Source organism: Wolbachia endosymbiont of Brugia pahangi (assembly GCF_012030695.1).
GTDB lineage: Bacteria > Pseudomonadota > Alphaproteobacteria > Rickettsiales > Anaplasmataceae > Wolbachia.
In genome coordinates this window covers 650,189-676,365 of sequence record NZ_CP050521.1, presented here as the reverse complement: position 1 = coordinate 676,365, position 26,177 = coordinate 650,189, and the positions used below count along the sequence as shown (strand labels likewise).

23 protein-coding genes, 1 tRNA gene and 1 pseudogene are annotated in these 26,177 nt (G+C 34.3%); 7 read left to right on the top strand and 18 right to left on the bottom strand.

Annotated elements, in window-relative coordinates; all coding sequences use genetic code 11:
• Window positions 1-9 precede the first annotated feature (9 nt).
• Window positions 10-477, top strand: coding sequence for a ferritin-like domain-containing protein (locus WBP_RS03215; protein ID WP_246165884.1), 468 nt, complete (start codon window positions 10-12; stop codon window positions 475-477).
• Entirely contained in the window at window positions 471-1,094 is a 624-nt protein-coding gene (locus tag WBP_RS03210) for an SURF1 family protein (RefSeq protein WP_041571384.1), read from the top strand. Before WBP_RS03215 ends, WBP_RS03210 begins: the two co-directional genes overlap by 7 nt.
• Before the next feature lie 47 nt (window positions 1,095-1,141).
• Here the strand turns inward: WBP_RS03210 and WBP_RS03205 are convergent, their stop codons facing one another.
• Together WBP_RS03205 and WBP_RS03200 are read right to left on the bottom strand one after the other, a co-directional pair.
• The gene (locus tag WBP_RS03205; RefSeq protein ID WP_011256347.1) at window positions 1,142-2,860 is read right to left on the bottom strand and encodes a cation:proton antiporter domain-containing protein; all 1,719 of its coding nucleotides are present in this window, start codon (window positions 2,858-2,860) and stop codon (window positions 1,142-1,144) included.
• A gap of 5 nt (window positions 2,861-2,865) precedes the next feature.
• Window positions 2,866-3,438 carry a thioredoxin family protein gene (locus WBP_RS03200; RefSeq protein WP_011256348.1) on the bottom strand — a complete coding sequence of 191 codons (573 nt, stop codon included), beginning with the start codon at window positions 3,436-3,438 and terminating at the stop codon, window positions 2,866-2,868.
• A 108-nt stretch (window positions 3,439-3,546) separates the two neighbouring features.
• On the opposite strand from WBP_RS03200, the gene tmk reads away from it, so the two are divergent.
• Window positions 3,547-4,164, top strand: a complete 618-nt coding sequence (tmk, locus tag WBP_RS03195) for a dTMP kinase (protein WP_167896044.1) — start codon at window positions 3,547-3,549, stop codon at window positions 4,162-4,164.
• A gap of 81 nt (window positions 4,165-4,245) precedes the next feature.
• On the opposite strand, the gene WBP_RS03190 is transcribed toward tmk, so the two are convergent.
• From WBP_RS03190 to WBP_RS03170, 5 genes are all read right to left on the bottom strand, one after another.
• A complete protein-coding gene (locus tag WBP_RS03190; RefSeq protein ID WP_167896043.1) occupies window positions 4,246-4,596 on the bottom strand; it encodes a P44/Msp2 family outer membrane protein in 351 nt (116 codons plus the stop codon).
• A gap of 136 nt (window positions 4,597-4,732) precedes the next feature.
• A complete protein-coding gene (locus WBP_RS03185) occupies window positions 4,733-4,951 on the bottom strand; it encodes a hypothetical protein (RefSeq protein WP_167896042.1) in 219 nt (72 codons plus the stop codon).
• 236 nt (window positions 4,952-5,187) lie between these two features.
• Complete coding sequence (gene ftsH / locus WBP_RS03180) at window positions 5,188-7,017, bottom strand: ATP-dependent zinc metalloprotease FtsH (protein ID WP_011256351.1); 1,830 nt, start codon at window positions 7,015-7,017, stop codon at window positions 5,188-5,190.
• Between the two features lie 12 nt (window positions 7,018-7,029).
• Window positions 7,030-8,325, bottom strand: coding sequence for a tRNA lysidine(34) synthetase TilS (gene tilS, locus WBP_RS03175; RefSeq protein ID WP_167896041.1), 1,296 nt, complete (start codon window positions 8,323-8,325; stop codon window positions 7,030-7,032).
• Window positions 8,326-8,499: 174 nt separating this feature from the next.
• Window positions 8,500-8,979 carry an OmpA family protein gene (locus WBP_RS03170; protein WP_011256353.1) on the bottom strand — a complete coding sequence of 160 codons (480 nt, stop codon included), beginning with the start codon at window positions 8,977-8,979 and terminating at the stop codon, window positions 8,500-8,502.
• A gap of 269 nt (window positions 8,980-9,248) precedes the next feature.
• Between WBP_RS03170 and WBP_RS03165 the strand changes: the two genes are divergently transcribed.
• The 3 genes from WBP_RS03165 (at window position 9,249) to mnmA (ending at window position 13,649) form a co-directional block, all read left to right on the top strand.
• Window positions 9,249-10,676 carry a carboxypeptidase M32 gene (locus WBP_RS03165; protein ID WP_167896040.1) on the top strand — a complete coding sequence of 476 codons (1,428 nt, stop codon included), beginning with the start codon at window positions 9,249-9,251 and terminating at the stop codon, window positions 10,674-10,676.
• A 21-nt stretch (window positions 10,677-10,697) separates the two neighbouring features.
• On the top strand, window positions 10,698-11,774 hold the full coding sequence (locus tag WBP_RS03160; protein WP_167896039.1) for a rod shape-determining protein: 1,077 nt from the start codon (window positions 10,698-10,700) through the stop codon (window positions 11,772-11,774).
• 759 nt (window positions 11,775-12,533) lie between these two features.
• The gene (gene mnmA / locus WBP_RS03155) at window positions 12,534-13,649 is read left to right on the top strand and encodes a tRNA 2-thiouridine(34) synthase MnmA (protein WP_167896038.1); all 1,116 of its coding nucleotides are present in this window, start codon (window positions 12,534-12,536) and stop codon (window positions 13,647-13,649) included.
• 1,731 nt (window positions 13,650-15,380) lie between these two features.
• Here mnmA and dapA read toward each other — a convergent pair.
• The gene (gene dapA, locus WBP_RS03145) at window positions 15,381-16,283 is read right to left on the bottom strand and encodes a 4-hydroxy-tetrahydrodipicolinate synthase (protein WP_167896319.1); all 903 of its coding nucleotides are present in this window, start codon (window positions 16,281-16,283) and stop codon (window positions 15,381-15,383) included.
• A gap of 9 nt (window positions 16,284-16,292) precedes the next feature.
• Window positions 16,293-16,775 (bottom strand): single-stranded DNA-binding protein, encoded by a 483-nt coding sequence (gene ssb / locus WBP_RS03140; RefSeq protein ID WP_167896037.1) that lies wholly within the window; start codon window positions 16,773-16,775, stop codon window positions 16,293-16,295.
• 335 nt (window positions 16,776-17,110) lie between these two features.
• Here ssb and WBP_RS03135 point away from each other — a divergent pair, with 335 nt between their 5' ends.
• Window positions 17,111-17,380, top strand: coding sequence for a hypothetical protein (locus tag WBP_RS03135; RefSeq protein WP_167896036.1), 270 nt, complete (start codon window positions 17,111-17,113; stop codon window positions 17,378-17,380).
• A gap of 420 nt (window positions 17,381-17,800) precedes the next feature.
• On the opposite strand, the gene WBP_RS03130 is transcribed toward WBP_RS03135, so the two are convergent.
• From WBP_RS03130 to WBP_RS03090, 9 genes and pseudogenes are all read right to left on the bottom strand, one after another.
• Window positions 17,801-17,874, bottom strand: a tRNA-Arg gene (locus tag WBP_RS03130).
• A 12-nt stretch (window positions 17,875-17,886) separates the two neighbouring features.
• Entirely contained in the window at window positions 17,887-18,702 is an 816-nt protein-coding gene (locus WBP_RS03125) for a hypothetical protein (RefSeq protein WP_167896035.1), read from the bottom strand.
• A 4-nt stretch (window positions 18,703-18,706) separates the two neighbouring features.
• On the bottom strand, window positions 18,707-19,315 hold the full coding sequence (locus WBP_RS03120) for a hypothetical protein (RefSeq protein ID WP_167896034.1): 609 nt from the start codon (window positions 19,313-19,315) through the stop codon (window positions 18,707-18,709).
• Window positions 19,316-19,319: 4 nt separating this feature from the next.
• The gene (locus WBP_RS03115; RefSeq protein ID WP_167896033.1) at window positions 19,320-20,759 is read right to left on the bottom strand and encodes a hypothetical protein; all 1,440 of its coding nucleotides are present in this window, start codon (window positions 20,757-20,759) and stop codon (window positions 19,320-19,322) included.
• A gap of 353 nt (window positions 20,760-21,112) precedes the next feature.
• Window positions 21,113-21,334, bottom strand: coding sequence for a hypothetical protein (locus WBP_RS03110; RefSeq protein WP_167896032.1), 222 nt, complete (start codon window positions 21,332-21,334; stop codon window positions 21,113-21,115).
• Between the two features lie 203 nt (window positions 21,335-21,537).
• Window positions 21,538-23,280, bottom strand: a complete 1,743-nt coding sequence (locus WBP_RS03105; protein ID WP_167896031.1) for a type I secretion system permease/ATPase — start codon at window positions 23,278-23,280, stop codon at window positions 21,538-21,540.
• Between the two features lie 187 nt (window positions 23,281-23,467).
• Window positions 23,468-24,475, bottom strand: a complete 1,008-nt coding sequence (tsaD, locus tag WBP_RS03100) for a tRNA (adenosine(37)-N6)-threonylcarbamoyltransferase complex transferase subunit TsaD (protein ID WP_167896030.1) — start codon at window positions 24,473-24,475, stop codon at window positions 23,468-23,470.
• Between the two features lie 69 nt (window positions 24,476-24,544).
• Window positions 24,545-25,285: pseudogene (locus tag WBP_RS06410) on the bottom strand (WD_0702 family putative metalloprotease).
• Between the two features lie 348 nt (window positions 25,286-25,633).
• Window positions 25,634-26,011: a hypothetical protein gene (locus WBP_RS03090; RefSeq protein WP_167896029.1), complete on the bottom strand. Its 378-nt coding sequence runs from the start codon at window positions 26,009-26,011 to the stop codon at window positions 25,634-25,636.
• Between the last annotated feature and the right edge of the window lie 166 nt (window positions 26,012-26,177).

The following is a 26,177-nucleotide window of genomic DNA, read 5'->3' as shown; positions in this document are numbered from 1 at the left end:
GTAAAGCATTTGAACAAATTACTAACCGGTGAGTTGACTTCTTCTGTGCGCCAGTATCTCCCGCATTCTTTAGTTCTCAAAGATCATGGGATTAATAAACTTGCAGAAAAGATGAAAAACGAACTTAATGAAGAACTTGAGCACGCAAATAAGCTGGCAGAAAGAATTTTATTGCTTAAAGGTGTACTAAACTTTCAAGACACAAATGAGATCTCAAAGTATGATAGGAAATTCATAAAAGATACAATACGGAAAATCTTAGAAGATAACTTAAAATTAGAAAGAGAAGGAATAAAAGATTACAAGGAGGCAATCTCTGTAGCTGAAAAGGAAAGGGATTTTGTCAGTGCAATCTTATTAGAAGAGCCATTGAAAATGAAGAAGAGCACTTCCCATTGGATTGAAGAGCAGATTAACCTCATTGAGCTTATAGGTGTTGAGAATTACCTGAGAATGCAAACAAATATAGAGTGTTAAAAAAAATAATATTTATTTTAATTATACCTTGCTTACTTCTTTTTTTATTAGGGTTGTGGCAGTTGTTTAGGTTGAACTGGAAGAATAATATTATCCAAAATATGAGTCTTCCAGTTGTTCATTTATTGCCTAATAATGACCTTGCACAATTTAACTACAGGCATGTCAAAATTGACGGGATTCTAAGTGACATAGAACTATATGTCTTTGCAGGGCAGAGCGGCTATCATGCACTGTCTCCCATGCTACTCACTACTGGACGTTATATGCTAGTGAACAAAGGAATAGTCAGAGAAAAAGAAGAGAAAAAAGCAAAAATTGCAAAAGTAGTCGCTGATGGAGTTTTATACTGTGATAGCAGTAAAAGCAAAAGTTGGTTAATTAAGAATGATATTGCTTTGAATACATGGTTTACTCTAAGTACAGAAGAAATCTCTAACGAATTAGGTATTGAGCTAGAGAAGTGTATACTATGGCAGAAAGGTTTCAGCGGAAAATTAGCTATACAGCCAATGAAGCATCTGGAGTACGCGATAACTTGGTTTGCGCTTTCCTTGATTTGGTTAATTATGTGTATAGCTTATTATAGACAAAATAAATGCCATCTAAGTAGCTGATCTCACTTGGTTATAAACTGAGATAACAGAGAAGAATTAAAGAAGTGTCATTCATCCATATCACTGCTAATGTCCTTTATCATACTATAATTACCTTTCCTAAACTTACTCTTTAAAGATGCAACTCCACTTTCACTAATTCCACTTAAGCTCAATGCTGCTCCACCTAATTGCAACCCCATCTCGGATGTCTCAGGAATAATCTTGCTAGCTCCCAGATCTTTATACACCTCTGCATTACTTAGATCCGGTAAACGTATTATAATATTTACATGTGGAAAATTTGTTGCAACCAAAGAAACAATCTTCTTTATAGTAACTTCGTTCTTTATTGAGATCACAAGAGCCTGGGCTCTTCCTATTCCTACTGATTTTAAAATTTCATATCTTGTAGCATCTCCAAGATATATAGGAAAGCTGTCACTCTTTCCTTCCTTAACTATTTTTGATTGAATATCCACAACAACGTAACTTAAATGCTCCGCAGTAAGCATTTTTGTTACCATATATCCTACCCTACCAAACCCAGCAACTATTACATGGTTATAAAGATCTTGTGTATCTGTCTCAACAGCTTCATCATCTAGTATTACTTTTTCAGTGCTAAATGAATTTACTATCCAGTCTCCAAGTCCTGACAAAAGAGGAGTGAAAGCCATAGTTACCGTAGTCACCATCATAAGCACTTGAGCGATTTCGCTTGGTAACACATTTAATTCATCTGCTAAACGAAATAGAATAAATGCAAACTCACCCCCTTGTGCAAGCAGCAACCCAGCTTGTATAGCAGGGGCGCGCTTAAACCCAAAGAATCTACACAACATATATATGATAGATGTTTTTAAAACTATCAGGATAATCGACAACAAAGTAATTAGTGGCAACTTATTGAGCAAAAGATCTATATTGATAGACATGCCAACAGTCATGAAAAATAAGCCGAGTAGCAAATCTTTAAACGGCAATACTGCATGTTCTACTGAGTGCCTATGCTCTGTTTCCGCAACTAATAATCCAGCAACAAATGCCCCTAACGCCATCGATAAACGAAATTGCTCAGTAATAAATGCTGCCCCTAATATTATTAAAAGCGTAGTTGATATAAAGACCTCATTACTTTCCATTCTAGCAATAATCGAAAATAAAGGCCTAAGTAATAACCTACCAGTTATAAATATCATTACTAATGCAATAGCTGCTTGTAATAATGAACCTGTTAATGAACTTATCAGGCTATTTTCAGAGTTACCAGTAAGTAGAGGCACTAATACTATTAACGGTACCACTGCAAAATCTTGCATTAATAGCACTGCTATTGATAACCTACCAACTTGACTTGCTTGAGAACCTTTTTCCTGCAGAACCTGTAATACTATTGCTGTTGAGGATAATGCAAGTCCGCCACCAATAACTGCTGCCATGTTTGTATTCACTCCAAAAGCAAGAGCAATGCACCATATTGCTACCATAGTGACTATAACTTGAAGAGAACCGAACCCAAATACATGAATGCGCATGGCAATAAGGCGTTCAAACGTCAATTCAAGACCTATAATGAACAACAGAAACACTACGCCGAATTCTGCAAAGTTATCCATTGCCTTGGCTGAATGTATTAGATTAAAACCATGAGATCCAATCAATGCGCCTGCAACAAAGTAACCAAGCACTGGGCTGATATTCATTTTCCAAAATGCTATGACTATAAAGACAGCAGCGGAGAGTAAAATTATAATATCAAACAAATGCTGAGAACCGCTGTGCATGATATTTAACCTGTAGAATTAGACCATTTAATTGAGCAACCAATACTTGATTTTTGGTTAATGGGAGAATTACCAGTTTCTGCAATAAATTTCATAGCTTGAAATAAATTACTACTTCCTATCTCATAGTTCTGGATTTTTTCTTTTTTTGCATCGTTAAAACGTCCACGATAGCAGAGATTTAAATTAGCATTAAAGCCAAAAAAGTCAGGAGTACAAACAGCACCATACTCTTTAGCTACTTCCTGTTTACTGTCAATCAGATATGGAAATGTAAACTTATTTTCCTTGGCAAAATTAATCATATTTTCAAAGGAATCTTCCGGGTATTCATTTACATCATTTGGCATTATTGCAATAGTATTCACCTGATAATCCTTTTTTAACAAATCAACATCACTTATCAAGTTACTAATAATTGATTGAACGTAGGGACAGTGGTTGCATATAAACATTACAATAAAACCATTTTTTCCACAACAATCACTTAATGTATAGTATTTGTTATCCACCCCCAGAAGATTGAAATTCTTTGCAGTGAAGTTAAAATCTACCTTAGGAGTATTCAGAGTAACCATAGCTTAGAGAATATTACAATCTATAATTTACGATCTTATTACTTAAATGTCAAACAGTTCCTGTGTATAATATTTGCATCTCCTTTTTTAGTATTACAATTAAAACTTATGTTCATAACTTTTGAAGGAATAGACGGCTCTGGTAAAACAATACAGTCTGAGTTGCTTGCAAATTATTTTAAGCAAATTCACGGTGAAAACAATATGGTATTGACTCGAGAACCAGGTGGCACTGACTTTGCAGAAAAGGTAAGAGGGATACTGCTTAAGGACAGCATCGATCCCGTCTCTGAACTCTTGCTACTCATCTCAATGAGATATGAGCATATTAAAAAAGTAATAATGCCAGCTCTAAAAAAAGGAAAGATAGTGATTTGTGACCGGTTTATCGATTCAACTATTGCATATCAAGGATACGGACTTGGTGTTGACCTAGAGCTAATACGAGACCTACACAAGTTAGTAAAAATTAAATACCCAGATACCACATTTATCCTAGATATTGATGTTCAAATTGGGCTGAGCAGAGCAATGGATAAAAACAAATATGAAGAGATGAACATTAGTTTTTACAATAAGGTTCGAAAAGGATTTCAAGAAATAGCTATAAATGAGCCTGATAGGTGTAGTATTATAACTGAAATTGAAGCTAAAGATAACAATCAAGTTCATGTTGAAATTGTCAGCAAAGTCACTGCAACAAAGCCGGTTTTGCTAAGAAAATGAAGAGTAAGGCCAACTTCAACACCGTTTATAGAAAATAACCATCTGTCTACACTTAAGTCATTCTCTACACTTAAACTTTTCCTAATTTGCCTTTTCTTTTTTATCTTTTTCAAATAATGCTGTTTCAAATTTTAAATTGTTAACAACCGCACTAAAACATCTATACCTGATACATATATTTATATGTTTGTTTATGCAATAATCAATGCCCACTTTTAATTGATATGCAAGCTCTACTGATGCTTTTCTAAATATTTTCATCTTTGTTGCACCAATTCTAGTCCAACATAATGAAGAAAAAGAAAAATCATCACTTTTCCAATGACGATAAATGTTTGCTATTACAGATTTGCTTTCAACTAGATTGTAGTCAATAGGAACATAATAAAGAGCTGCTCTTAAACCACCTACTGGTTCTTGAAGTTTTTTCATGCAATATACAGTCACCCCTTCGGTTCTAGGATCAATATTGCTCACTTTTATTAGAAGAATATATTTCTTCTAATTCAGTTTTGTGGTTGCATTAAGTAGCTAAATGCCATACTTGCAGCAAAAGGTGGACTATAGTTCAGCTATGTTTATCCAGGTGATACAATTCTTCTGGTGTATCTCTACCATCATTCCAAAAATCTGTTGTAATTCTATAATTAGCATCTTCAGATCTTAGTTTTAATTTACCCATGCTGGCAAAAAATCGACTATAATATCTGCCACTCAGGTAAAATCCTTTTGTTTCACTTGCACCAGACTGTCGTGACAACAACAAAGCAAGAGTTGTTATTAACAATGTTTTTTATCAATTATTATCATTTCACTATTAAATAAATTATGCTAATCTTATTATTAGCTAGACAAATAAAGAACTTGCAAGATTACTCAAAGCTGCAGCTATAGGCAACAAAGCAATTTGTTTTTCTACTTTTGAGAATTAGTATTAGTTTAACATTAATTAACTGAAAATTGTTTAATATAACCTATATGGAAAAGAGTAAAAAAATGGAAGGTATGCTGTAGAGAGCACATTTAGAGAGAGGATTTTCTTACTTTTTCTTTGCTTTCGTTGTCATTTCTAACAATCTTTTTTCCGCTTAGTATATCTTTGATTTCATCTCCTGTTAAAGTCTCAAACTCCAGCAGGTTTTCAGCAATAAGTTCCAGATCTTTGCAGCGTTTAGTTAAGATATCCTTTGCCTTTTCATAACATGAAGATACAACTCGTTTTACTTCTTCATCTATAAGTTTCAGAGTGTCCTCAGAAATTATGTCAGAACTATGTACATTTTGTTCACGATTGTGATATACCGGTCCTATTTTGTCACTCATGCCCCATTTTGTTACCATAGCACGTGATAAATCAGACGCTTGTTTTATATCCGAAGATGCACCGCTTGTAATTTTATCATAACCAAAAATTAGCTCTTCTGCTACTCTTCCACCCATGGCAACAGTTATATCTGCTATCATCTTTTCTCTTGTATGGGATACTCTATCTGTTTCTGGCAACCTCATAACTAAGCCTAGAGCTCTACCTCTTGGAATAATAGTTGCCTTGTGTATTGGATCCGAGGCAGACATGTTAACAGCAACTATTGCATGACCGGCTTCATGGTACGCAGTAAGTTTTTTTTCCTCCTCTGTCATCATTAGAGACCGTCTTTCCACACCCATCATCACTTTATCACGTGCATATTCAAAATCATCCATAGTAACAATCTTCTTATTTCTTCTCGCAGCAATGAGTGCAGATTCATTCACTAAATTTGCTAGGTCAGCCCCCGAAAAACCAGGTGTTCCTCTTGCAACCGTTTTCACATTTACATCTGGTGCTATTGATATTTTCTTTATATGTGTATTTAATATCCTCTCACGCCCATTTATATCGGGCAAAGAAATAGTAATCTGTCGGTCAAAACGACCAGGTCTAAGCAGTGCTGGGTCTAAAACATCCGGACGGTTAGTCGCAGCAACTATTATCACACCTTCATTAGACTCAAAGCCATCCATTTCAACTAATAACTGATTTAATGTTTGCTCTCGCTCGTCATTACCACCGCCAAGACCAATACCACGATGCCTACCCACCGCATCTATTTCATCTATAAAAATTATACAAGGAGCGTTTTTCTTGCCTTGATCAAACATATCACGAACACGACTTGCACCAACGCCAACGAACATTTCGACAAAATCAGATCCAGAAATACTAAAAAACGGCACATTAGCTTCACCTGCAATTGCACGAGCAAGCAGGGTTTTACCAGTCCCAGGAGAGCCAATCAAAAGGCATCCTTTTGGTATTTTCCCGCCTAATACTTGAAATTTTTGTCTCTGTTTTAGAAAGTCAACGATTTCTACTAACTCTTCTTTTGCTTCATCAATCCCAGCAACATCATCAAATGTCACTTTTTTTCCACTAGTCATAAGCCTAGCTTTTGATTTGCCAAAGCTTATAGTTCTGTTACCTCCTGTTTGTGTTTGTTTTAAAAGGAACAGCAACAAGCCAATGAAGATAAATGTTGGAATCCATTGGATAAGTAATCTACCAATTATGCTCATTGCAGAATCTCCAGTCGAAAAGGAGAACTTCACTTTTTTATCATGCAAGCCCTTTATCAAGTCACTATATATAATACCACTTGAGTTAAAGTTTGATCCATCCCTAAACTTGCCTTCAATGCTCTGGTTTTTTATAACAATGTTTTCTATATCATTGTCTTCTAGTTTAGTTAAAAATTCTGAAAAAGGTATGGTTGTTTTACTTTTACCTATATTTCCACTAAACTGAATATAAGCAACAGAAATAAGCACAATAATTACTAACCAAATCAATAAGCCTTCTAAAAACTTTTTCATTGTTACTTCTAACTAAATACCAGCTAATATTACCAAATTTTGTTTTATTGTGCTATTAATAATGCATTGAACCTCATCACCATTGATATTTTTTCTATCATGATTCAGGTGAAGATAAGCTAACACTTTTCCATCTTTTAACACTACAGGTAAAGAATAAAAAACTTCAGGGCAGCAATCATAATCTTTTAAAAATTTAGGAATCTTCTGTGTTTTTTTTAGCGGAGCAATAGTTACTGAACACTCCTGATTTCCAAGTATTGTACAGCTAAATCTGTTATCCCATTCAATAGGAGCATTTAATGGCAAACTTACAGATATTTCCTGTATTTTTGACGATTCTCTAATTATTAAAATACTCTCTCCATATTTTCTTATTTTACATCCAGAAAGTGTGTAATGAACATCATTATCCTTTTGCAGTACTTTATTAAATATTGCAATAAGACTGTTATATCTTGGTTTATAGTGTTTACTGCTGATCACCATTATAGAGTAAAGAAGAAGCCTCAAAGCTATTTCCTCTGGTAATTTATAAAATTCACTTAGTTTAATTTCGATATAACCAAGATCATGAACATTAACGCAATCATTGAATGCGAGGCGTGTGTAGTGCATTAACGCTTTCGTGGCTCTTTTTATATGAAGAGTTGTGAGATATATTCGCTCTGTTAAAATCTCTTGATTACCACTTGCTTTAAGTAAGTTGCGGTATAACGTGCGCTTATATTTTAAACTTTGATTACTTCTATCTTCAACCCACTTCAACCGATAAAAGTCGGCATATTTTTTTATTCTACTACGGCTAAAACTTAATAATGGTCTCAGCATGCAAACTCCATTTAAAGAGGATTTGTAGTCCATAGATGACAACCCATCTAGACCACTACCGCGCTCAAGTCTCAGTAGAAACGTTTCTGCTTGATCATCTTTGTGATGTGCAATAAATAGATGCTTAACATCGTTATTTTTGCACCATTCTGTTAGCAGCTTGTACCGTGCCTTTCGTGCTTGTGATTGGACATTACCTTTGATATTTTGCCTTTTCCAGTTTAATATGAACGATTTCTTTACTCCAAGTTCTTTTGCATAACTTACAACAAACTCAACTTCCTCCTGAGATTCTGGACGCAATCCGTGATTTACTGCTAATGCTATAGGGGATGGATATTGTCTTTTTTCCGCCCAACTGGTTATTAAATGCAATAAAACTATACTGTCTATACCACCTGATACTGCAACTGCAACTTTATTGTTATAGACAGCAAAACCGTCCATTATATCTTGAAATAACGACTCTAATTCCATTTCTTATCTCAGTGTTTAAACACTGAGATCCAGAACTTTCTTAACAACTGAACGCCATAGCTATAAGTAACTCAAAATTACCGTTGTTCCACTACTTGTAAGCTAGATTTCATACTGAGATACCGCGAATAAATCGCGGTATGATGTGGAACTACACTAGCTATAGTTGAAAAACTATTTTTTCATTCCAGAAAATGAAAACTCTACCCTACGGTTTTTAGCATGCTCTTTTTCATATTTGGAGTTCTTAGAATCATCTGCTACATAAACCAAAGGTTCAGTTTCACCCTTAGAAGCAGTTTTTATTCTATTTTCTAAGTAAGGTGTACAACTAACCATAAAATTTTTAGCTGCATCTGCCCTTCTAGCACCCAGCGCAACATTATATTCATAAGAACCACGATTGTCAGTATGACCAATCAAAGTAACTTTCACATTAGGATCATCTTGCAACACTTCCATTACATCAAGTAATGTATCTGCACCTGCTTCGCTGATATCAGATTTATCATAATCAAAAAAAACCCTTTTTTCTTTCATCTGTTTAACAACAAAGTTCATTTTATTTATTGCATTCACTCCTCTTTTTGAGCAAGAACTTACACCAGTAAGCAGTAAACAAAAACAGCACATTGCAACCAATCTACTCCACATTACTAAACCTCCATAAATTTTAAAATAGTGCGTAACTTTAATTTTAGTAGTTAATAATCTCTCTATATTGCAATATAGTCAAGAAAAATAAAACACTAAACACCTTTTCTACAGTCTTACAGTTAATTTTCTAATAAAATGCTAGATTTTCAGTAGAAAAATCCGGTAAAGGCACAATTTTTTATTGTGCTTTAAGTAAATATACTTTTAACTTTATTATTAATCTATTACGATATTAAACAGATGTTTTCTAAAAAAAATGAACAAATATGAAATCTTACAAGTTTCTAAAAGAAGTATTACATAGGTTGAAGAATATTGAGAATACGCTAAAAGTACTAGATCAGAGTCAACTAAACGTAGAAGATAAAGTTGAGCAAATGGGTCTTCTAGAAGAAATTAGACATGAGATTATCTCTCACAACATAATAAAAGAATCATTAGCAGAAGCAGGTACTCCCAGTAACAAAAAGAAAGGTGATAGTTGGCAGCTAAAGTTAATAGAGAGGATGCATAAAAGCAACAGTGCTATTCCCATTGACCTAGTAAAATCCTTGTCCAAAGTTAAAATTGAGTGCCAAAATTTACGGAAGCTATCTCAATCTGAACCCAGTAGCTTAGAAAAACTAAAAGAACGCTTTGCCGACTTAGTTAAACTCATTCGTGGAGTAGTTTCTATAAAATCGCAGCAATTAAAATGTTCAAAATATGATTCACTGCTTGCTGACTATGACTCTGATATCACAGAAAAAGATGTAAAAGAAATATTTCCTAAGTTAGGCAAATTTTTCAGCGACAATATAGATAGAATAATTGAAAAACAGAAGAAAGACAAGATTACTAACACACAGAAGATTGCTACTCAAAAGCAGATTGAACTTGGCTCATTATGCTTGCAGCAAATAGGTGTTACGTCACACCATACTTTTTATCACCACCCTATAGATTATGATGAATCTGATTTCTGTTATGGTTTATTTTTACTTTTACGGTACAGTGGTCATGAAATTTATCAAAGATGTTTAGCACAAAATTCTATAAGTAGCTCATTTACAAGATACATCATGTGTGAAACTCAAGGGTTATTTATGGAAAGAATGATTGGAACATCTAGGGAATTTATTGAGTTTATTCAACCATATATAAAAGAGAAGCTCACTATAAAAGGCAAAGTTAATGCAAAGATCAACAGTGTTGAGAATCTGTACTTGATTTTCAATAAAGTGAATCTTTCCTCTCCTTTAAAGAAGGCAGATGAATTTAGTCTATTAGCCCACATTATGTTGAGAACCAAGTTAGAACAGGATATAATAAATGGTACGCTAGAGGTTAAAGACTTGCATGATGCATGGCTAGAAGGCATGGAACATTATAAAATTCCGGTAAAAGCTAAAAATGAACTAGACACTTACTTTCAAGATGAGTATTGGGTGAGCGGAACTATGGGCTATTTTCCCATTAAAATTATAGCTTTAATTATTGCTGTACAGATTTTTTCTTTCATAAAAAAAAATCATTACGAATTTTTGGGTGCTATAATAAAAGGAGATTTTGGGTTACTCATTGGTTGGTTATCTCAAAATGTATGTAGTGCAAAGTGTGGTTTTTTGGATCTGCTGAAAAAAGTAACAGGCAAAGGTTTAGATGTTGAATGCTGTAGTAGCTACTTGTCTGAAAAGTATGATTTATCTCAATAAAATGGTTTTCTTGAGTTGTGCATGAATTTTTTTCAAAAATTAACCGGAAAGTTTTGTAACCTTTTCACTTTCAAAGGTTTATTTGCTAGTGATATTGCTATAGACCTTGGCACTGCAAATACTTTAGTCTATCAAAAAAATCAAGGAATAGTGCTTGATGAGCCTTCGGTTGTAGCAAGAATAAAGGAGAAAGGAAGTTATATTCCTTATGCTTTTGGTAAAAAAGCTAAAATGATGCTAGGAAAAACGCCAGGAGAAATAGAGGCGATTAGACCACTAAAAGATGGTGTCATTGCCGATTTTAAAAGCGCGGAAGAGATGCTAAAATATTTTATACGCAGTGCAAATACAAAGCTCACTGTCAATAAACCTAACATTATCATATGCGTTCCATCTGGATCCACCCCGGTTGAAAGACGTGCTATACAAGATGCGGCAGAAAGTGCTGGTGCAAATGAAGTATTTTTAATTGAAGAACCAATGGCCGCAGCAATTGGAGCTGGACTTCCGGTTACTGAACCTGAAGGTTCCATGGTTGTTGACATAGGGGGAGGTACAACTGAAGTCGCAATTATTTCTTTAGGTGGAATTGTTTATTCACGTTCTGCTAGGGTAGGTGGCGACATTATGGATGAAGCAATAAGGTCATATATTCGTGAAAATCATAAGTTGTTAATTGGTGAGACAACAGCTGAAAAAATCAAGAAAAGCTTAGGTTCAGCAAGCCTGCCGGATGAAAATAATAAAGAATGGATGATGGTCAAAGGCAGGGATCTAGTGAGCGGCATGCCAAAAGAAATGCTTTTATCAGAATATCAAGTCGCAGAGAGTTTAATAGAGCCTGTGCATCAAATAATTTCTGCTATTAAAACAGCACTAGAGAGTACTCCTCCTGAACTTTCTTCTGACATAGTCGATAAAGGAATAGTTTTATCTGGCGGCGGTGGGTTGTTACGCAATTTAGGTAAAGTCATCAGTGAAACAACAAAACTACCAGTACATGTTGCAGATGATCCACTTTGTTGCGTTGCCCTGGGCAGTGGTAAGGTGCTCGAAAATATGGATTATTTTAGCCATGTTTTATTTAAGCAAGATTAAGTATGGCAACTGTTTTGGAGGTAGTTTATCGAATCTTTTCGATGAATTGTACAATATAAATTAGATTACAATATCAAGCACACAACTATTATAGCTGTCATTCAAGTAGCTTACAGGATAGATTAAACACAAAAAAAACTACTTGACAAGCTTCGCTAGCCTTCTTACCACAAAACTGGAGCTATTTTATATAATTTTCCAGTCGCGCAGATTAAAATGACAAGAAGATCTTTTATTTGGTGTACTATGTTACCGTAAGTCTTTAATAAAATTTTTAGCCTTCTTGCCTATAAAAGTTGAAGCTCGCTTGTAAAGCGTTTAAGATATCACCCAACGTCAAATTTTTAAAATGAAGAGTTAGTAACTAGCTACTTTGGACTTTTTTGCCTTTTTTTTATTTAGTAAATTTCTTAAATATTTTTAGCTACCGCCACCCCAATTAATAAAATAAAAAATATTTCTCCTGTCTTTGAGAAATTTGTTATATTAGCTGTGGCTACTGGCTTTCATTTTTAATAGCATATTTTTTCTTAAGTAGTTATAAATGGCCATTTTACAATGAATTTTGTCAGTAACCACACTAAGTTTCTTGGTTGCTATGCAACAAAGCCATACCAGTGTCAGTTACTCTGATGACAATAGAAAGTTGCAATCATCCAAGCAGCTAACACTGGGATTTAGACTTTTTTACACTGAATCCTACTATAGGATAAAGAGGTGGCAAATCTCACCTATTTACTACATTTACTTATAAGTCATATGCTAAAAGAATTTGAAATTGAACCTCTGTTGAAAGATAAAGTTCCACACCAAACCAAGGCTGTGGTCGCAATGTCCGGTGGGGTTGATAGCTCCGTTGCTGCAGTGTTGCTACATCACCTTGGATATCAAGTAATTGGTGTGACTCTTCAGCTATATGGTGCCGATGGCAACTCTAATACAAGAAAAAAAGGTGCATGCTGCGCTGGGCAAGATATTTATGATGCTAAGCGCGTAGCTGAAGGTACTGGATTTCCTCATTATATCTTAAATTATGAAGAAATATTCAAAAAGGAAGTGATAGAGAGCTTTGCACAAACCTATATCCAGGGAAAAACTCCTATACCATGCATAAAATGTAACCAAACAGTAAAGTTCCGTGATTTATTACAAGTTACAAGAAATCTTGGTGCAGACGTGCTAATTACAGGACACTACGTGAGAAGATTAGAAAAAAATGGCGAGGTAAAGTTGTGTAGAGGCATGGATAAAAGTAAAGACCAAAGCTATTTTCTGTTTGCCACAACAAAGGAGCAGTTGAAGCTTTTGAGGTTTCCACTTGGTGGGTTCTATAAGTGCAATGTAAGGAAATTAGCAAGGTACTTTAGTTTGCCAATTTCTGAGAAGCCAGATAGTCAAGATATATGCTTTGTTTCCGAAAACTATAGCAAAACAATAGCTAAGCTAGCTCCACAATCTATACAGAAAGGCAAAATTGTGGATGTAAATGGAAAAATACTGGGCGAGCATAATGGTATAGTAAATTTCACAGTAGGACAAAGAAAAGGTTTGGGTATCGCACACAGTGAACCTCTTTATGTTGTGAGAATCAACACAAAAAACAATGAAATAGTAGTAGGCCCGGTTAACGCACTAATGCAAAGGAAAATATTGGTCAAGGAGTTAAATTGGTTAGAACAGCCAAAGAAAGGTATGGAAGTAACTGTGAAGCTCCGATCATTACACTCGGGAAGTTTAGCAAAAATATACCCAGCCAAAGAACAAAATAAAGCTTATGTCATTTTGAATGATGATTATTTTAGCATCAGCCCTGGCCAAGCCTGCGTAGCATACAAAGATGAACAAGTTATCGGCGGTGGATGGATATGTTCTTAACTAAAGATTCATAGTGTTAGAATACTTGCGGTACGATGTTTTCATGGGCTAAAATAAACGCTCTAACATTCCTTACATCTACTTCTTTTGGTTGAACTAAGAAAGGTTGGTTCATAGAAGTAAAAGGGGCGCCTAATGCTTTTAAAAACCTTGCGGGCACATCACCATTTTTCTTATAACCGTTCACGGAGATAAGGGATTTACAAAGTGATTGTAAAAGTGTAAAGACATGAGAAGCTAAGTATGGAGTGGGTATGATAACAGGGCTGCAGAAAAGATTGTGGCGTACAAATCAAAAAACGCTAATCTCAAAGAAGAAATAAAGGCTCTGATTATAGAAAATGATGGCTTAAAAGCAAAAATAATTGAGCTAGAAGATAAACTGGGCTGAACTCAAAAAGTTCATCTCTACCACCATCGCAAGATATATATCGCAAAAAAACAAAAAAGAAAAGTGATAAAAAACCAGGAGGTCAGCCAGGGCATAAGGTATATAAGTGAGATTTGATGGTAGCAAATATAGTAGTAGACTATACAATTTTATCAGGTTTGTGTGTGTGGAAATAAGGTTGTTTTAGAAGATGAAATTGTCCATTAAAAGGTAAGAATTACCAGAAATCAAACTAATCGTAACTGAGTACAGGTTGCAAAGAAACTATTACAGAGCTTGTGATAGGAAGGGTTCAGCTAGTTTAACCATGGGGGTTTCAAGATGTCTTCTAGGGTTCAATGCTAAAACAACAATTAGCAGCCTAAGTGGCTTTTTTATTAACTCGAAAAGAAAAGTACAACAAATTTTAAGCAGTATATTTAACCTCAATATAAGTCTTAGTTTAGTATCAAAGACTGAGCACAGAGTATCAAAAGATGCGCATCTGAATATGAGAAAATGAAGGAAGAATTGAAAGAAACCTGCATATAGATGAAACATAGCACAGAAATCAAGGAGAAAGAGGCTGGGTTGGGTAATAACAACAAAGCGCTCTGACACTTCTAAAGATGACCGAGTCTCGTGGCAAGAAGGTGTTGCAAAGTTTACTGCCAGAATACAATGGCATAGTTGTAAGTAACAATACGCTGTGTACAATTATTTTAGTCTTGAAAATAGATAGATATGTTGGACACATTTGACAAGAGATTTTGAAAGATTTGCGTATAGTAAAAATATTGAAGTGAGCAAAATTGGCCAGGCGCTCAAGTCACTCAACAACAGAGTATTTGTGGTACAAAAGCAAAAAAATAAAATTTGGTAGATGATTTAAGATTTTATCAACTAATGTAAAAATTTTGAAAAAGGGTAGAACATCTTTTGTGTAAAATGACTAGGGTTATAAATGGTACTCAAACTTTGAGGATGGCTGCCAAGATGTTAAGATCTGAGGATATGGAAGTTTTTACGAAAACTTGAAGTGATAGATACAACCAATAACCTTGCAGAACGGTAAATGAGGCGCTATGTAATCTATTGTAAGAACAGCTTTTTCACTTGGTCAGAACGTGGAGAAAGATTCATAAAAGATGTTGTCGATATTTTAACTTCGCGTCTAAATGGCCAAAATTCCTTTCAAAAGTTACAGAATCTAGTAACTGTTACTGCTTAATTCTTTATTCATTTCCACAATTTGTAAACGGTTACTTTTTCTTAAATATTTATAGCTGGAGCAATTTAGGGGCAAACGAAAACGGTGTCACTCCAGCGTGTAACGCTGTAATCCAGACTGAATTCCATGATCAAACCATAGGATGATAAAAATAATTAACTTTTTCCAAATTTAAAATTATTTCGGTTGCTTTTTTTATCTCATCAACAGAAGGCAAGTCTTGTGTACTGAGTGGTAAGCGGACAGTTCTGTGTTCTATAAGTCCAATGCCATGTAGCAGTGCTTTAGTAGGTATTGGATTGCTAGCAATAAATAGAGCTTTACAAGCTTGTTGCCAGACATCTGCGTGAAAGCTCTTGCCATTGAGGCACTGCTTAACATATTCATGCGCTACGTGTGGCCAGGCATTAGAAGCAACAGAAACTAGGCCTGCTGTACCGTAGGCAGCCATGTCATGTATCATATTGTCATCTCCACAAAAAACCTCGACATTTGGTGCAACTTTTTTATACTCAATTAAAGTATCAATGGTTCCACTTGAATCTTTAATAGCCCAAAATCTTTCATGGCTAGATAAGTTGTATACAGTTTCAACATGAAGGCTTACTCCTGCTCTTGACGGAATGTTATAAAACATAGCCGGCACATGAGCTTTTTCAAGTAGCTTTTCGAACCATAAAGTTTGCCCTATAACACCAGGCTTTGTGTAAATGGGAGTTGTCATTAGATAGCCATGAATAGGTATATCCTTGCAAAAGTTAAGCCACTCAAGAGTTTGATATAAATTTACTCCCGGCACACCAATTATAATTTCCATGTTTAATTTCAGCTTACATGCAAATTCAACTAACGTACGTTTTTCAGAATCAGTAAGCGATAGACTTTCACCTGTACTACCTAGCAACACTACGCCATTTTTAGCTTTGGCTTGCATTGTCAGTAAGTGCTGCAAACTGCAATAATCTATACTACTTCCGTTGTAATTAAAGGGAGTGACGCAAGCAGTCCATAAAAATGTAGATGATGATTTCAATTGCAATTATTAAAATGGTATTTCATCATCGATTAGCTCTTCTTTTACCTCACTATCAAAATTTTCATACTGATCTTTTTGCCCTGTTTCGTCTTGCTTGTATTCATTTGATTTGTAGTCAGAGCTTGCTGCGTTATTTCGTGAGTCCAAAAGTGTAAGGGTACCATTAAAATTCTGTAGCACTACTTCTGTTGTATATCTTTCACTACCATTTTGGTCAGTCCACTTTCTAGTTTTCAAAGAGCCTTCAATATAGACTTTACTGCCTTTGCGTACAAAATCTTTTACAACTTTTACTAATCCTTCACTAAAAATTATGATATTATGCCATTCTGTCTTTTCAGAGCGCACACCGGAAAATTTATCAGTCCAGCCTTCAGATGTAGCTATTGAAAAATTCGCCATTTCTTTTCCATTTTGCATAGTTCTAATTTCAGGATTCCTCCCTAAATTACCAACTAATATGACTTTATTTACAGTACCATTTGACATAATTGTGCTTTGAATAAACTCTTTACATTATCTTATGCAAAAATAGTATTGTCAAATTTAATAGAAAGTGCATTACACATTTTACATCTAAATTATCTAGCACTGAAGGTAAAATAAGATATTTTAAATGAGATCCAACTAGATCATCTAAAAGTGATAGACTTCAGGAGGAACGAGATACCGCTACTATGGAGCGAGTAATTGGAAAAGTTTTATGGATCGACAGAAAAAGCTGCTTAGAGAAGAGGTATGTGAGGCTAAGTCTTATTTTTACATGTAACCCTTGTATAATTTTTAGCATTATATAAAGTGGTCGACAGCTACTGAAATGCAAATTGAAATATTGGCATAATATATCATGGGCAGATAAAGTGGATTTTAACCAACATGTGGAAGCTAATGCTTTAAAAGTATTAGATACTACAGTCAATATAAGCAAGCTAGTAAGTTTTTTACAAAGTAACAAGCACATTGTAAAACTTAGTTTAAAATATGTAAGAATTGATGATGAAGATGCAAAAGAGTTAGCTAAGCTAACACATCTTACTGCACTTGATCTAAGTATGAACAGAATTGGTTACAAAAGGAATAGAGGCTTTAGCTAATAGTAATCTCACACATCTTATTTCACTTGATTTACGGTATAACAATATTGGTGACAAGTTAGCTAGTAAAGCTATCCTTACTTCATTGGGAAAAAACGTAATAAAGTAAAGAGAAACAGAAGAGAGGCATACCGGAGCAACTAGATTAAGAGAAGAAAACCATCCAGGTAGTAAGTTGGGTGAGATACAGCTAATATCACGTAACCAGTCACTGAGCCCTTCATGTTCTGACGATAGTGCAGGGTTACTAGACCATTAATCTGGCAGTTTTGCTGCATAGTCACCTGTTATGTAGAGACTGGATATTAAAAAGTAAAAAACGTATGGTAGTGTGCTGCAGGTATGATATGTGTAAACTATGCCTCATAAGTGGCTCAAGCGTTTTATGAAGATAGACTTTTTTCTTGATCAAGTCGTTAATGCGCTTGGAGGGATTTGAACCCGCGTCCTTTGCCTCCGGAGGGCAACGCTCTATCCAGCTGAGCTACAAGCGCACATCTGTTAAATTATTTAATAGATAAGCTATCTAAGTCAAATTTTTGCTTCGGATAAAGTGTAAACATAATACTCTCATGTCCAAAGTATACATTTTTGGAATCATTAGGTTGTTTTTTTGTCATTTTTTGATTTACAGTCCACACAAAAGTTACATAATTTTCAGTTACTGAATAGACTTTTAGATTCTTAGTGTTCGTAAATAATTTTCTATTTACCCATATTTTCCATGTGTCGGGGGAAAGGTATAAAATTGAATCTAAGCTTACTACCTTACTGTTAAAATTATCTAATATCTCCTCTTTTGCAGCTCTTGAAGATCGTAGGTTAAATTTTTTCATTTCACTGACCATTTTATTGACTGATTCCTTGTCAAAGAAAATGCTTTTTATATCATTGTATTGTGATAAGGCGTCAAAGTCACTTTCCACTGCTTCCTTTATTATATAGTCACGATTTGTGTAGCTTGTCTTTTGATTACTTATAAAAAAACATTCCTTTGCGCGCAGGTTTGCTATATCAATAAAATCATTGATTTCTTGATTGCCAACTTTGAAAATGCTTTCAAGATATTTTTTCTCCATCATCATCCCATACTTAGAATGGTGGCAAACCATCTCATCATTATCTTGTTTTTCTATATATACACATAAATCTTTGCTGCTTAGTCCTAGTATTTTATGCTCGATAAAGTCTTCATTACCAATATATTGTTGACAAGTATATTCTTTACAGATTTCTATACTTTCTATAATATCTTCACAACTGCAATATGTACTAGCGTCGAAGAACAGTAGAGTGAAAATAAAAAACAGCTTTATTTTCATTATTTCATCTACTTAGTATAGTATACCAGTCAAAGACTATGTTAGCTCTTACTGTTTCTATCATATTACCATTTAAAATCTGATTCATAGTTGCAGTATCAATATTTCTCTCTTTGTTCAAGATAAGAGATTTGATCATAACATAACCAGGCAGACTTGGAACGGATTGTAGAAATAAAAAAATGTGCTTATCACTAATTGAACTTAAATTTAGGATTACTTCACTTTTTATCACTTTTGTGTGTTCACTTTTGTTGTATAGTTCAATTTCTTCAGGTATGGAAATTGATATTTCAGGTTCTAATATGCAGTACTTTTTATATAACTTGCCAAGCTCAAAATTTAAATTTGTAATGTATCTGCTGCTGTGTAAATTTGAAGAGGAAATTTTTTGCCATAAATCTAGGTTTTTATCTAAAACAACTTCCTTTTTTTGAACATCAGTAATTTGTAAATTAATAGAGTGTATTTCATTAATAGCACTCTGATTTTTATTATAGACCTTTCTGTTATAAATAACAGCGTACATTAGTAATCCTATTAGTCCAATAGATAATAACAGATATAATATAAGCTGAATTGCAACTCTTCTTTTTAACTGAGAAACGTTCACTAGCTTACATAGCCTCTCCTATTTTAACATTAATAGGTATATTTTCCTCTTCAGTAGCAGGCAAGCTAGAAATACTAATATCATAGGTGCGAAAATTATTGTTCAATTTTTTTTGTAATTCCTTATACTGGTAGGAAACATTTTTACCAGGCTGAAAATTAAACCTTAAAGTTGTGGTAATGTAATTTTTCGCCTCATTATAATTCCACTCAAACGATTGAAGCTCTACATCTGGTACTTTCAATTTTTCTACATATTTAACCTGTGTAAGGGGGGAATATTCCATCTTCAGTAGAATATTATTGATATTAATGAAATCGTAAACTTCATCTATTTTTTTTACGTTGTAGCTCTGGCTTAGCTTTGCTAATTGATTATCTAAAGCTTCCTTTTTTGCTGATAGATTATCGGCAACATTAAAATTTGAATGCAAATTTAGCAAACAAAGAATGTTGATTGTAATTAAAATTGAAGTGAAATATAGAAAAATTCGAGGAGAGTTCAGATGGAAGTAATTTAATAAATAAAATTCTTTAGTTTCTTTTGTGTAAAAAACAGCTATTGGCTTATTCTTAAAACTGTGAAATAAGATTATGGTATCACAGAAGCTATCTTTTTCACTGACAGCTAATTCTGACCCTAATAATCTGCCTAACTCATGTGGGGTTAATATGTTCACGCTATTCTCTGAAAAATTTATAACTGATAAGCTAGTCTTAATATCTTCTTGTACTACCATGCAAAGATCGATTGGGTCGTTTCTTTTGAAACCAAACTTAGTTAAGGACCGAATGGTATTTTGCACTTCCTGATATATTCCACCCGCAATAATTCCTGGTAAATTATCATTGGTAAATGGAACTAAGCGCGTAAATATCATTTTGTTTTCTTTAAAAACTACTTGTCTATAGCCTCCAGTTTTGGTTGCAACTACTATAATTTTCCAATTATTGAGATCATTATAAAAAACCTTTTTTGCTATGTTGTTTATTTCTATAGGAAACATTAATATTCCCTTAAAGTTAGAGCCTATTCCAATAAATACATTTAGCCAATATTCTACTAAACGCTTTGCTTTTGATGAAACAAGAAGGTAATACCAATTTTGGTTGAGTTTGTTTGGCTTTTCAACCAGAAGAACTGAGCTTATATCATTATTGCGAGTGAAGTGTTCCATCTTCGTTTTTGCCGATAGATAGGCGCTAATTCTATTTACTCTTGGAATGAGCTGTAGCGAGTAATTTTGATCTGCATGGTTTAACACCAAGTATAAAGGTGCTTTTTTGTTGGATGAAAGACATGAATTTAAGTCGAACACTGCTTTGTCGTTTTTGTCCTTGACAAAATACCTTTTATTTAAGGTATTATTTTTGAAATACAGCAATATTGTGCCTTCTTCTCCAATAGAAAGCATGAACTTACTTTTGGGTTTTGAACTAAACATGTTAACAAAGCGTATATCTACCTAGAATTCAAAAAAACAATTTATTGAAATTCGTTAGACGTTATCAAGAAATATTGTTATAGATTTCCACGGCAACATCATTTACATTATTATTTTTAATAAATTTATTATCAATGTTAATCTACTCATATAACAAAATTTATTCTACAATTTTGATTGACATAAATTATTAGCACGGTTATTATCAACATTGTATTAATATATGAGGTAGAAAATTAGGCAATTCTAAGGTACTATTTCTATTAAGATATTCAATTACTATTTTTCACTATGTGCATTTAACCTTGTAGCTAAGGTGTTTGCTTATCCTATATTTTTGGCAATTTTTAATGCTACTGGGTGCCAATGCTTTTTAAGGTAATTGCTTCTTTTCCTATAGTAGTTGCATTAAGTTCAGCAGTATATCTTTTCAAGTTAACTGTTTCTGCAATAAATGATAAGAAGAAATAGATCTTAATGCCGTAGACAGCAGTGCAATAGCTTTGGATAATGATGTCAGCACAAAAACGGAAACAATAACTCTTAAGCACTGCTGGTACCAACTCCTCCTCCATTGTCATCTCCTATAGCTGCACCACCTTCACCTCCTCTGCTAGTCGAAGTAAAAATGGACTGTTACCTAGTGGATAGTAAAGTAAAAAGCCCATCCCTCTTGACTAAGGTTTTTAAGAGACACAAGAAGGCAAGAAGAACAAAAAACATCTGAACGCATTAGTAAATAAATGGACTGAAAGGGAAGTAACAAACACTACTTTTATTAACCACTTACTGAAGAATGTTCATCTTCTGTGGTATTTGATGATGAAGCAACTAATTTACTCAAAATCTCATCCCTTGGTCCCATAGTGTAAATAACACCGTCTGACATGAGTATTACTTTATCAGCCAAAGATAATAACGGTAATTTGTGAGTTATGATGATGGTAGTTGTATTTTGCTTCCTTGCAACATTGATTGCGTTAATTAAGCATGCCTCTCCATTACTATCTAAGTTAGCATTTGGTTCATCGAGCACCAAAAGTTTTGTATTCCCATAAAAAGCTCTTGCAAGACCGAGTAGCTGTTTCTGCCCACCAGAGAGCGTCACTCCAAAATTCCCTATCGTTGTATCATACCCATTTGGTAGACTTAGTATTAATTCATGTATTCCTGCGATTTTTGCTGCTTTGATTATTTCTTCAGTGTTTGGATCTGGTCTCATACGAGCAATGTTAGCTTTAACACTGGTGTTAAATAACTCAATATCTTGAGGTAAGTAACCAACATAATTACCAAAAATTTCTCGATTCCAAGTGTATACATCAGCTCCGTCCAGTCTCACTACGCCAGATATGGGTTTCCATACACCAACAGTTAGCTTTGCTATGGTTGACTTGCCAGAGGCACTTGGACCAATGACACCAACTACATCACCTGGTTCTATTACAAATGATACGCCCTTTATTGTTGATTTGTTGCTTCCATAAGGAGTAAAAAATACTCTATCAAATTCCAATTTTCCTGCAGGTTCTGGTAGAGCCATGGTTTGCTCTCTCTTTGGTGACGTTAATATAAGCCTTTGCAGTCTTTCATATGACATCCTTGCCTGATTTAAAAATTTCCAAGTGTGAACTGCTGCATCAAATGGAGCTAATACTCTACCCATTAAAATCGAAGCGGCAATGATACTACCAGCAGTCTTATGAGCTGTAATTGCAAGTAATGCACCTGTTCCAATTACCGATATTTGCAGAGTTGAGCGCAAAAACTTAGTGATACCAGTAATCACGTTAGAACGATTTTGTGCTTTAATTTGCATTGCTCGGTTTTGGTCGTTTCGTTTACACCAATCAGAGACTATGAATTCTGACATACCCATAGCTTCAACTACTTCTGCATTTCTTGTTGCAACATCTATGGCATTGATGTTACGTATAGTTTCTTCATTGGTTTCTTGTAATATGCGTTTGGTGGCAAGCTCATTCCACACTGCCATAGAGACTAATATAATAATTCCGATAGTAGCTATGAACCCTGTGGAAGTATGTATCATAAAGATCACAACAAGGTAAATTAACGACCATGGAGTGTCGAACAGTGAGAATATACTATTTCCTGTAATAAAATTTTTTATCACTCCAAGATCCCGTATTGCTTCACCACTAGAAGTTGAGCTTTGTACTGATGTTAGCCTAATTGACCTTACTATCAGGTCTGGTGTTACAGCTTTATCAATCCAATCACCAATTTTTGCCATGGCTAAATATCGGCAAGTTTCAAGCATTGCAGAGCACGCAAACGCGGATAAGGTGATGATTGTTAGCATAGTTAGTGTTGATACGCTTTCGCTTGATATCACTCGGTCAAGCACTTGAGAGGTGTAAAGTGGCAGAAATAACATTAATAAATTGATTCCTGAACTGAACCAAAAAATAAACCAAAATGCACTTTTACATTTTCCTAAGCAGACATACAGTGTGCTTTGCTTCAATTCTTTTTTTATTGATGGAGTAATTTCCACAATTTCTCTCTTAATCTGATTAATGCACCGTATACAATTTTTATTACAAAAATATTAATAAAGGTAGTTATTTTACTTTAAGTTAATATAATAAAATATTAACATATGTAAATAGAAAATATAAACGACAATAAGAAAGAAATAAAATTGATATTTTCTTCATTACCTAATTCAGAGTTGGAAATTTTTAATAACTTCCCAATTCCCACCTTGGTCTTGGTGCAAAATTGAGGGAGTCTATGTAATCCTTCTGTAATATTTCAATTCCTGTCCACCCAACCATTACTGCATTGTCTGTACATAGATTAATTGGGGGAAAAAGTATGTTTAAATTTATGTGTTTTTTTAATTTTTTTCTTAGGAAATTATTTGCTGCAACTCCACCAGTAACTACAAAGTCATTGATCTTGATATTTAAAGATTCGGCCATAATAACCGCATTTTTGACTCTATCCAATAATATTTCACTAATACACTCTTGAAATGAAGCGCATACATCACACACATCTTGTTCACTCATTTCAAGTTCTTGTACTAAGTTTTTTACTGCAGTTTTGATTCCAGAAAATGAAAAATTACACCCAGGATGTTTTCTCATTGCCCTTGGAAGCTTAAATCTTGTGCCATTGCCTTTTTTAGCTAGCTTTTCAATTAATGGACCTCCTGGATAGCTTAACCCCAACATCCTAGCAACTTTGTCAAATGCTTCACCTAACGAGTCGTCAAGTGTTTCTCCAAGTTTAATATATTTACCTACATTCTGTGCAATTAAAAATTGGCAGTGACCACCTGATATTAGAAGGACTAGAAATGGAAATTTGACTTCATATAGTAACCTAATAACCAACGCATGCGCTTCTAGGTGATTAACGGCAATGAATGGTTTTTGTGTTACATGTGCAATTGCTTTTGCCATCATTGTGCCAACTATTAATCCACCTATGAGTCCTGGTCCTGATGTTGCTGCAGTCGCGTCCAGATTACAAAAATTGAGGTTAGATTTTTCTATAGAGTTTTTTATTAGACTGCTTAGATGCTCCATATGAGCACGTGACGCTATCTCAGGAATCACACCACCACGTTTTTTGTGTTCTGTTTGAGAAAGAATTTCTTGAGCAAGGACTTGCTTTTCACTATTTACAATCGCCACTGCAGTTTCATCGCAGCTTGTTTCAACGGCCAAAATGGTTTTCATTTATATCCAGTTATGTATTACTGAAACTATACTTTAAAACATTGTGAAAGTTAATTGTATTCTGCTGAGTTAATCATCATTTCCAAATATAGAGCTAATCTTTTTGCCTCTAGGAGAAAATTTGTTAATCCAGCTGCTTTGCACTTTGGTTACGTCTTTAAAAGCAGTTTTATTGCTGTATTCCTTGATTTCCTTATCCACTGCGTCCATTATTTGTGGATCTAAGCAGCTTTTTTTCCACTGGTCAGTAGCAAAAAACACTTTGTTAAATCTCGGGTGCGAATTAAGTACTCTTTGCCTTTAAGATAAACCTCTTGCACCTAAGCAAATAGCTCAAAATAGTGCAAATAACTCAGATGTGCGTGATTTTGCAGCTTGATGAGCTTGTATTTCTTTAAAGATAACTTGACCAATAATTTTCTGTACAAAAATATTTGCCTGCTTTAAGTTCCGCTCAATATCTTGATAAACTTTATAGAGAAACTCCTGCTCTAGACTCAAGTTAAGCTCATTTTCAACCATATGTGAAAGTTCATGCACTATAACGTACGGGTTTAACCTTCTTAGTACAAGAACATACCTACTTTACACCACACAGATAGACCTAATTGTCTTACATACCCCTTCCTCGATGTCCACTAATCCCTTTTGATATATTTTTAACGAAAGCCTATTTTGCTTTATTAGCGACAAAGTAAGGTTCAATGTGCTTCCAAACTTCTCAAATTGATAGAGATATTCAATATATTGTACTACATTTTCACTGTTCTCTACCTGAGTTGCCCGTTTTATTAAATTTCTGATTATCATACCTTATATTATTAAGGGAATATTTTTTATATTCAAGAATTGGGGAGGTATAAAATGCTTTCCATTTACTTGGGTAACACCTTTTCTAAAATGCCCATGACTAAACATCAAAGTCATGTACATTATATTGTGCAGATTAGCTATGCAATAGCATTCTCGTCAAGAAGGCCTTTAGTAGGCTCAGGTTCTTTTACTCCACTCAATTTACTTGACACTTTATCAACAGTCCAAGTCAGTGGTGTCATAATTAACGCAGCAGTTCAGATGACAGCTGAAACAATGTAAGAGAGGAGTGAACCAAAGAAATCGGCACATTTTCCACCATATCGTTCAGCTGTGTGCTGCCAATCATTTGAATATTCTACAAGAGATTTCGGGCCTTCTGTTCCTTTGAAATATGAAAAATAATTTTTTTGGCAAGTACATAAGATATGCAACTCCTGTATAGAGTACAAGTAATAAATTTGCAAAGCCAGAATAGCAATCATTGCGTTCCGTGCCCCAAACTACTTTCTCTCTTCTTCCCATAGTTATTTCTGAAGTGTTAAGATCATGCTTTACTCCTACGAGCATGTCCTTAATTGGCCCTAAAACGCTATCGATATAGTAAACGGATTTATAAAAACTATTTTGTGGAACTTTGCTGCTATTATTTTGTTCTACAGCAGGAACAGTTCCTTGTTGAGCATATTGCTTAAAATTGTTATATGTTAATGTAATCAACACATTAATCTCCTAAAAAATTATATAATGAAAAATGTAATTATTATTTACATTACTATATTAGTATAACCTTTTTTTAAGTAATTGCAATGGATGCTCAATATTTTAACTAAATTATATATTGCACAAGAGCACATATTATCCTACTATAGAAGTAGGTCAAAAATGA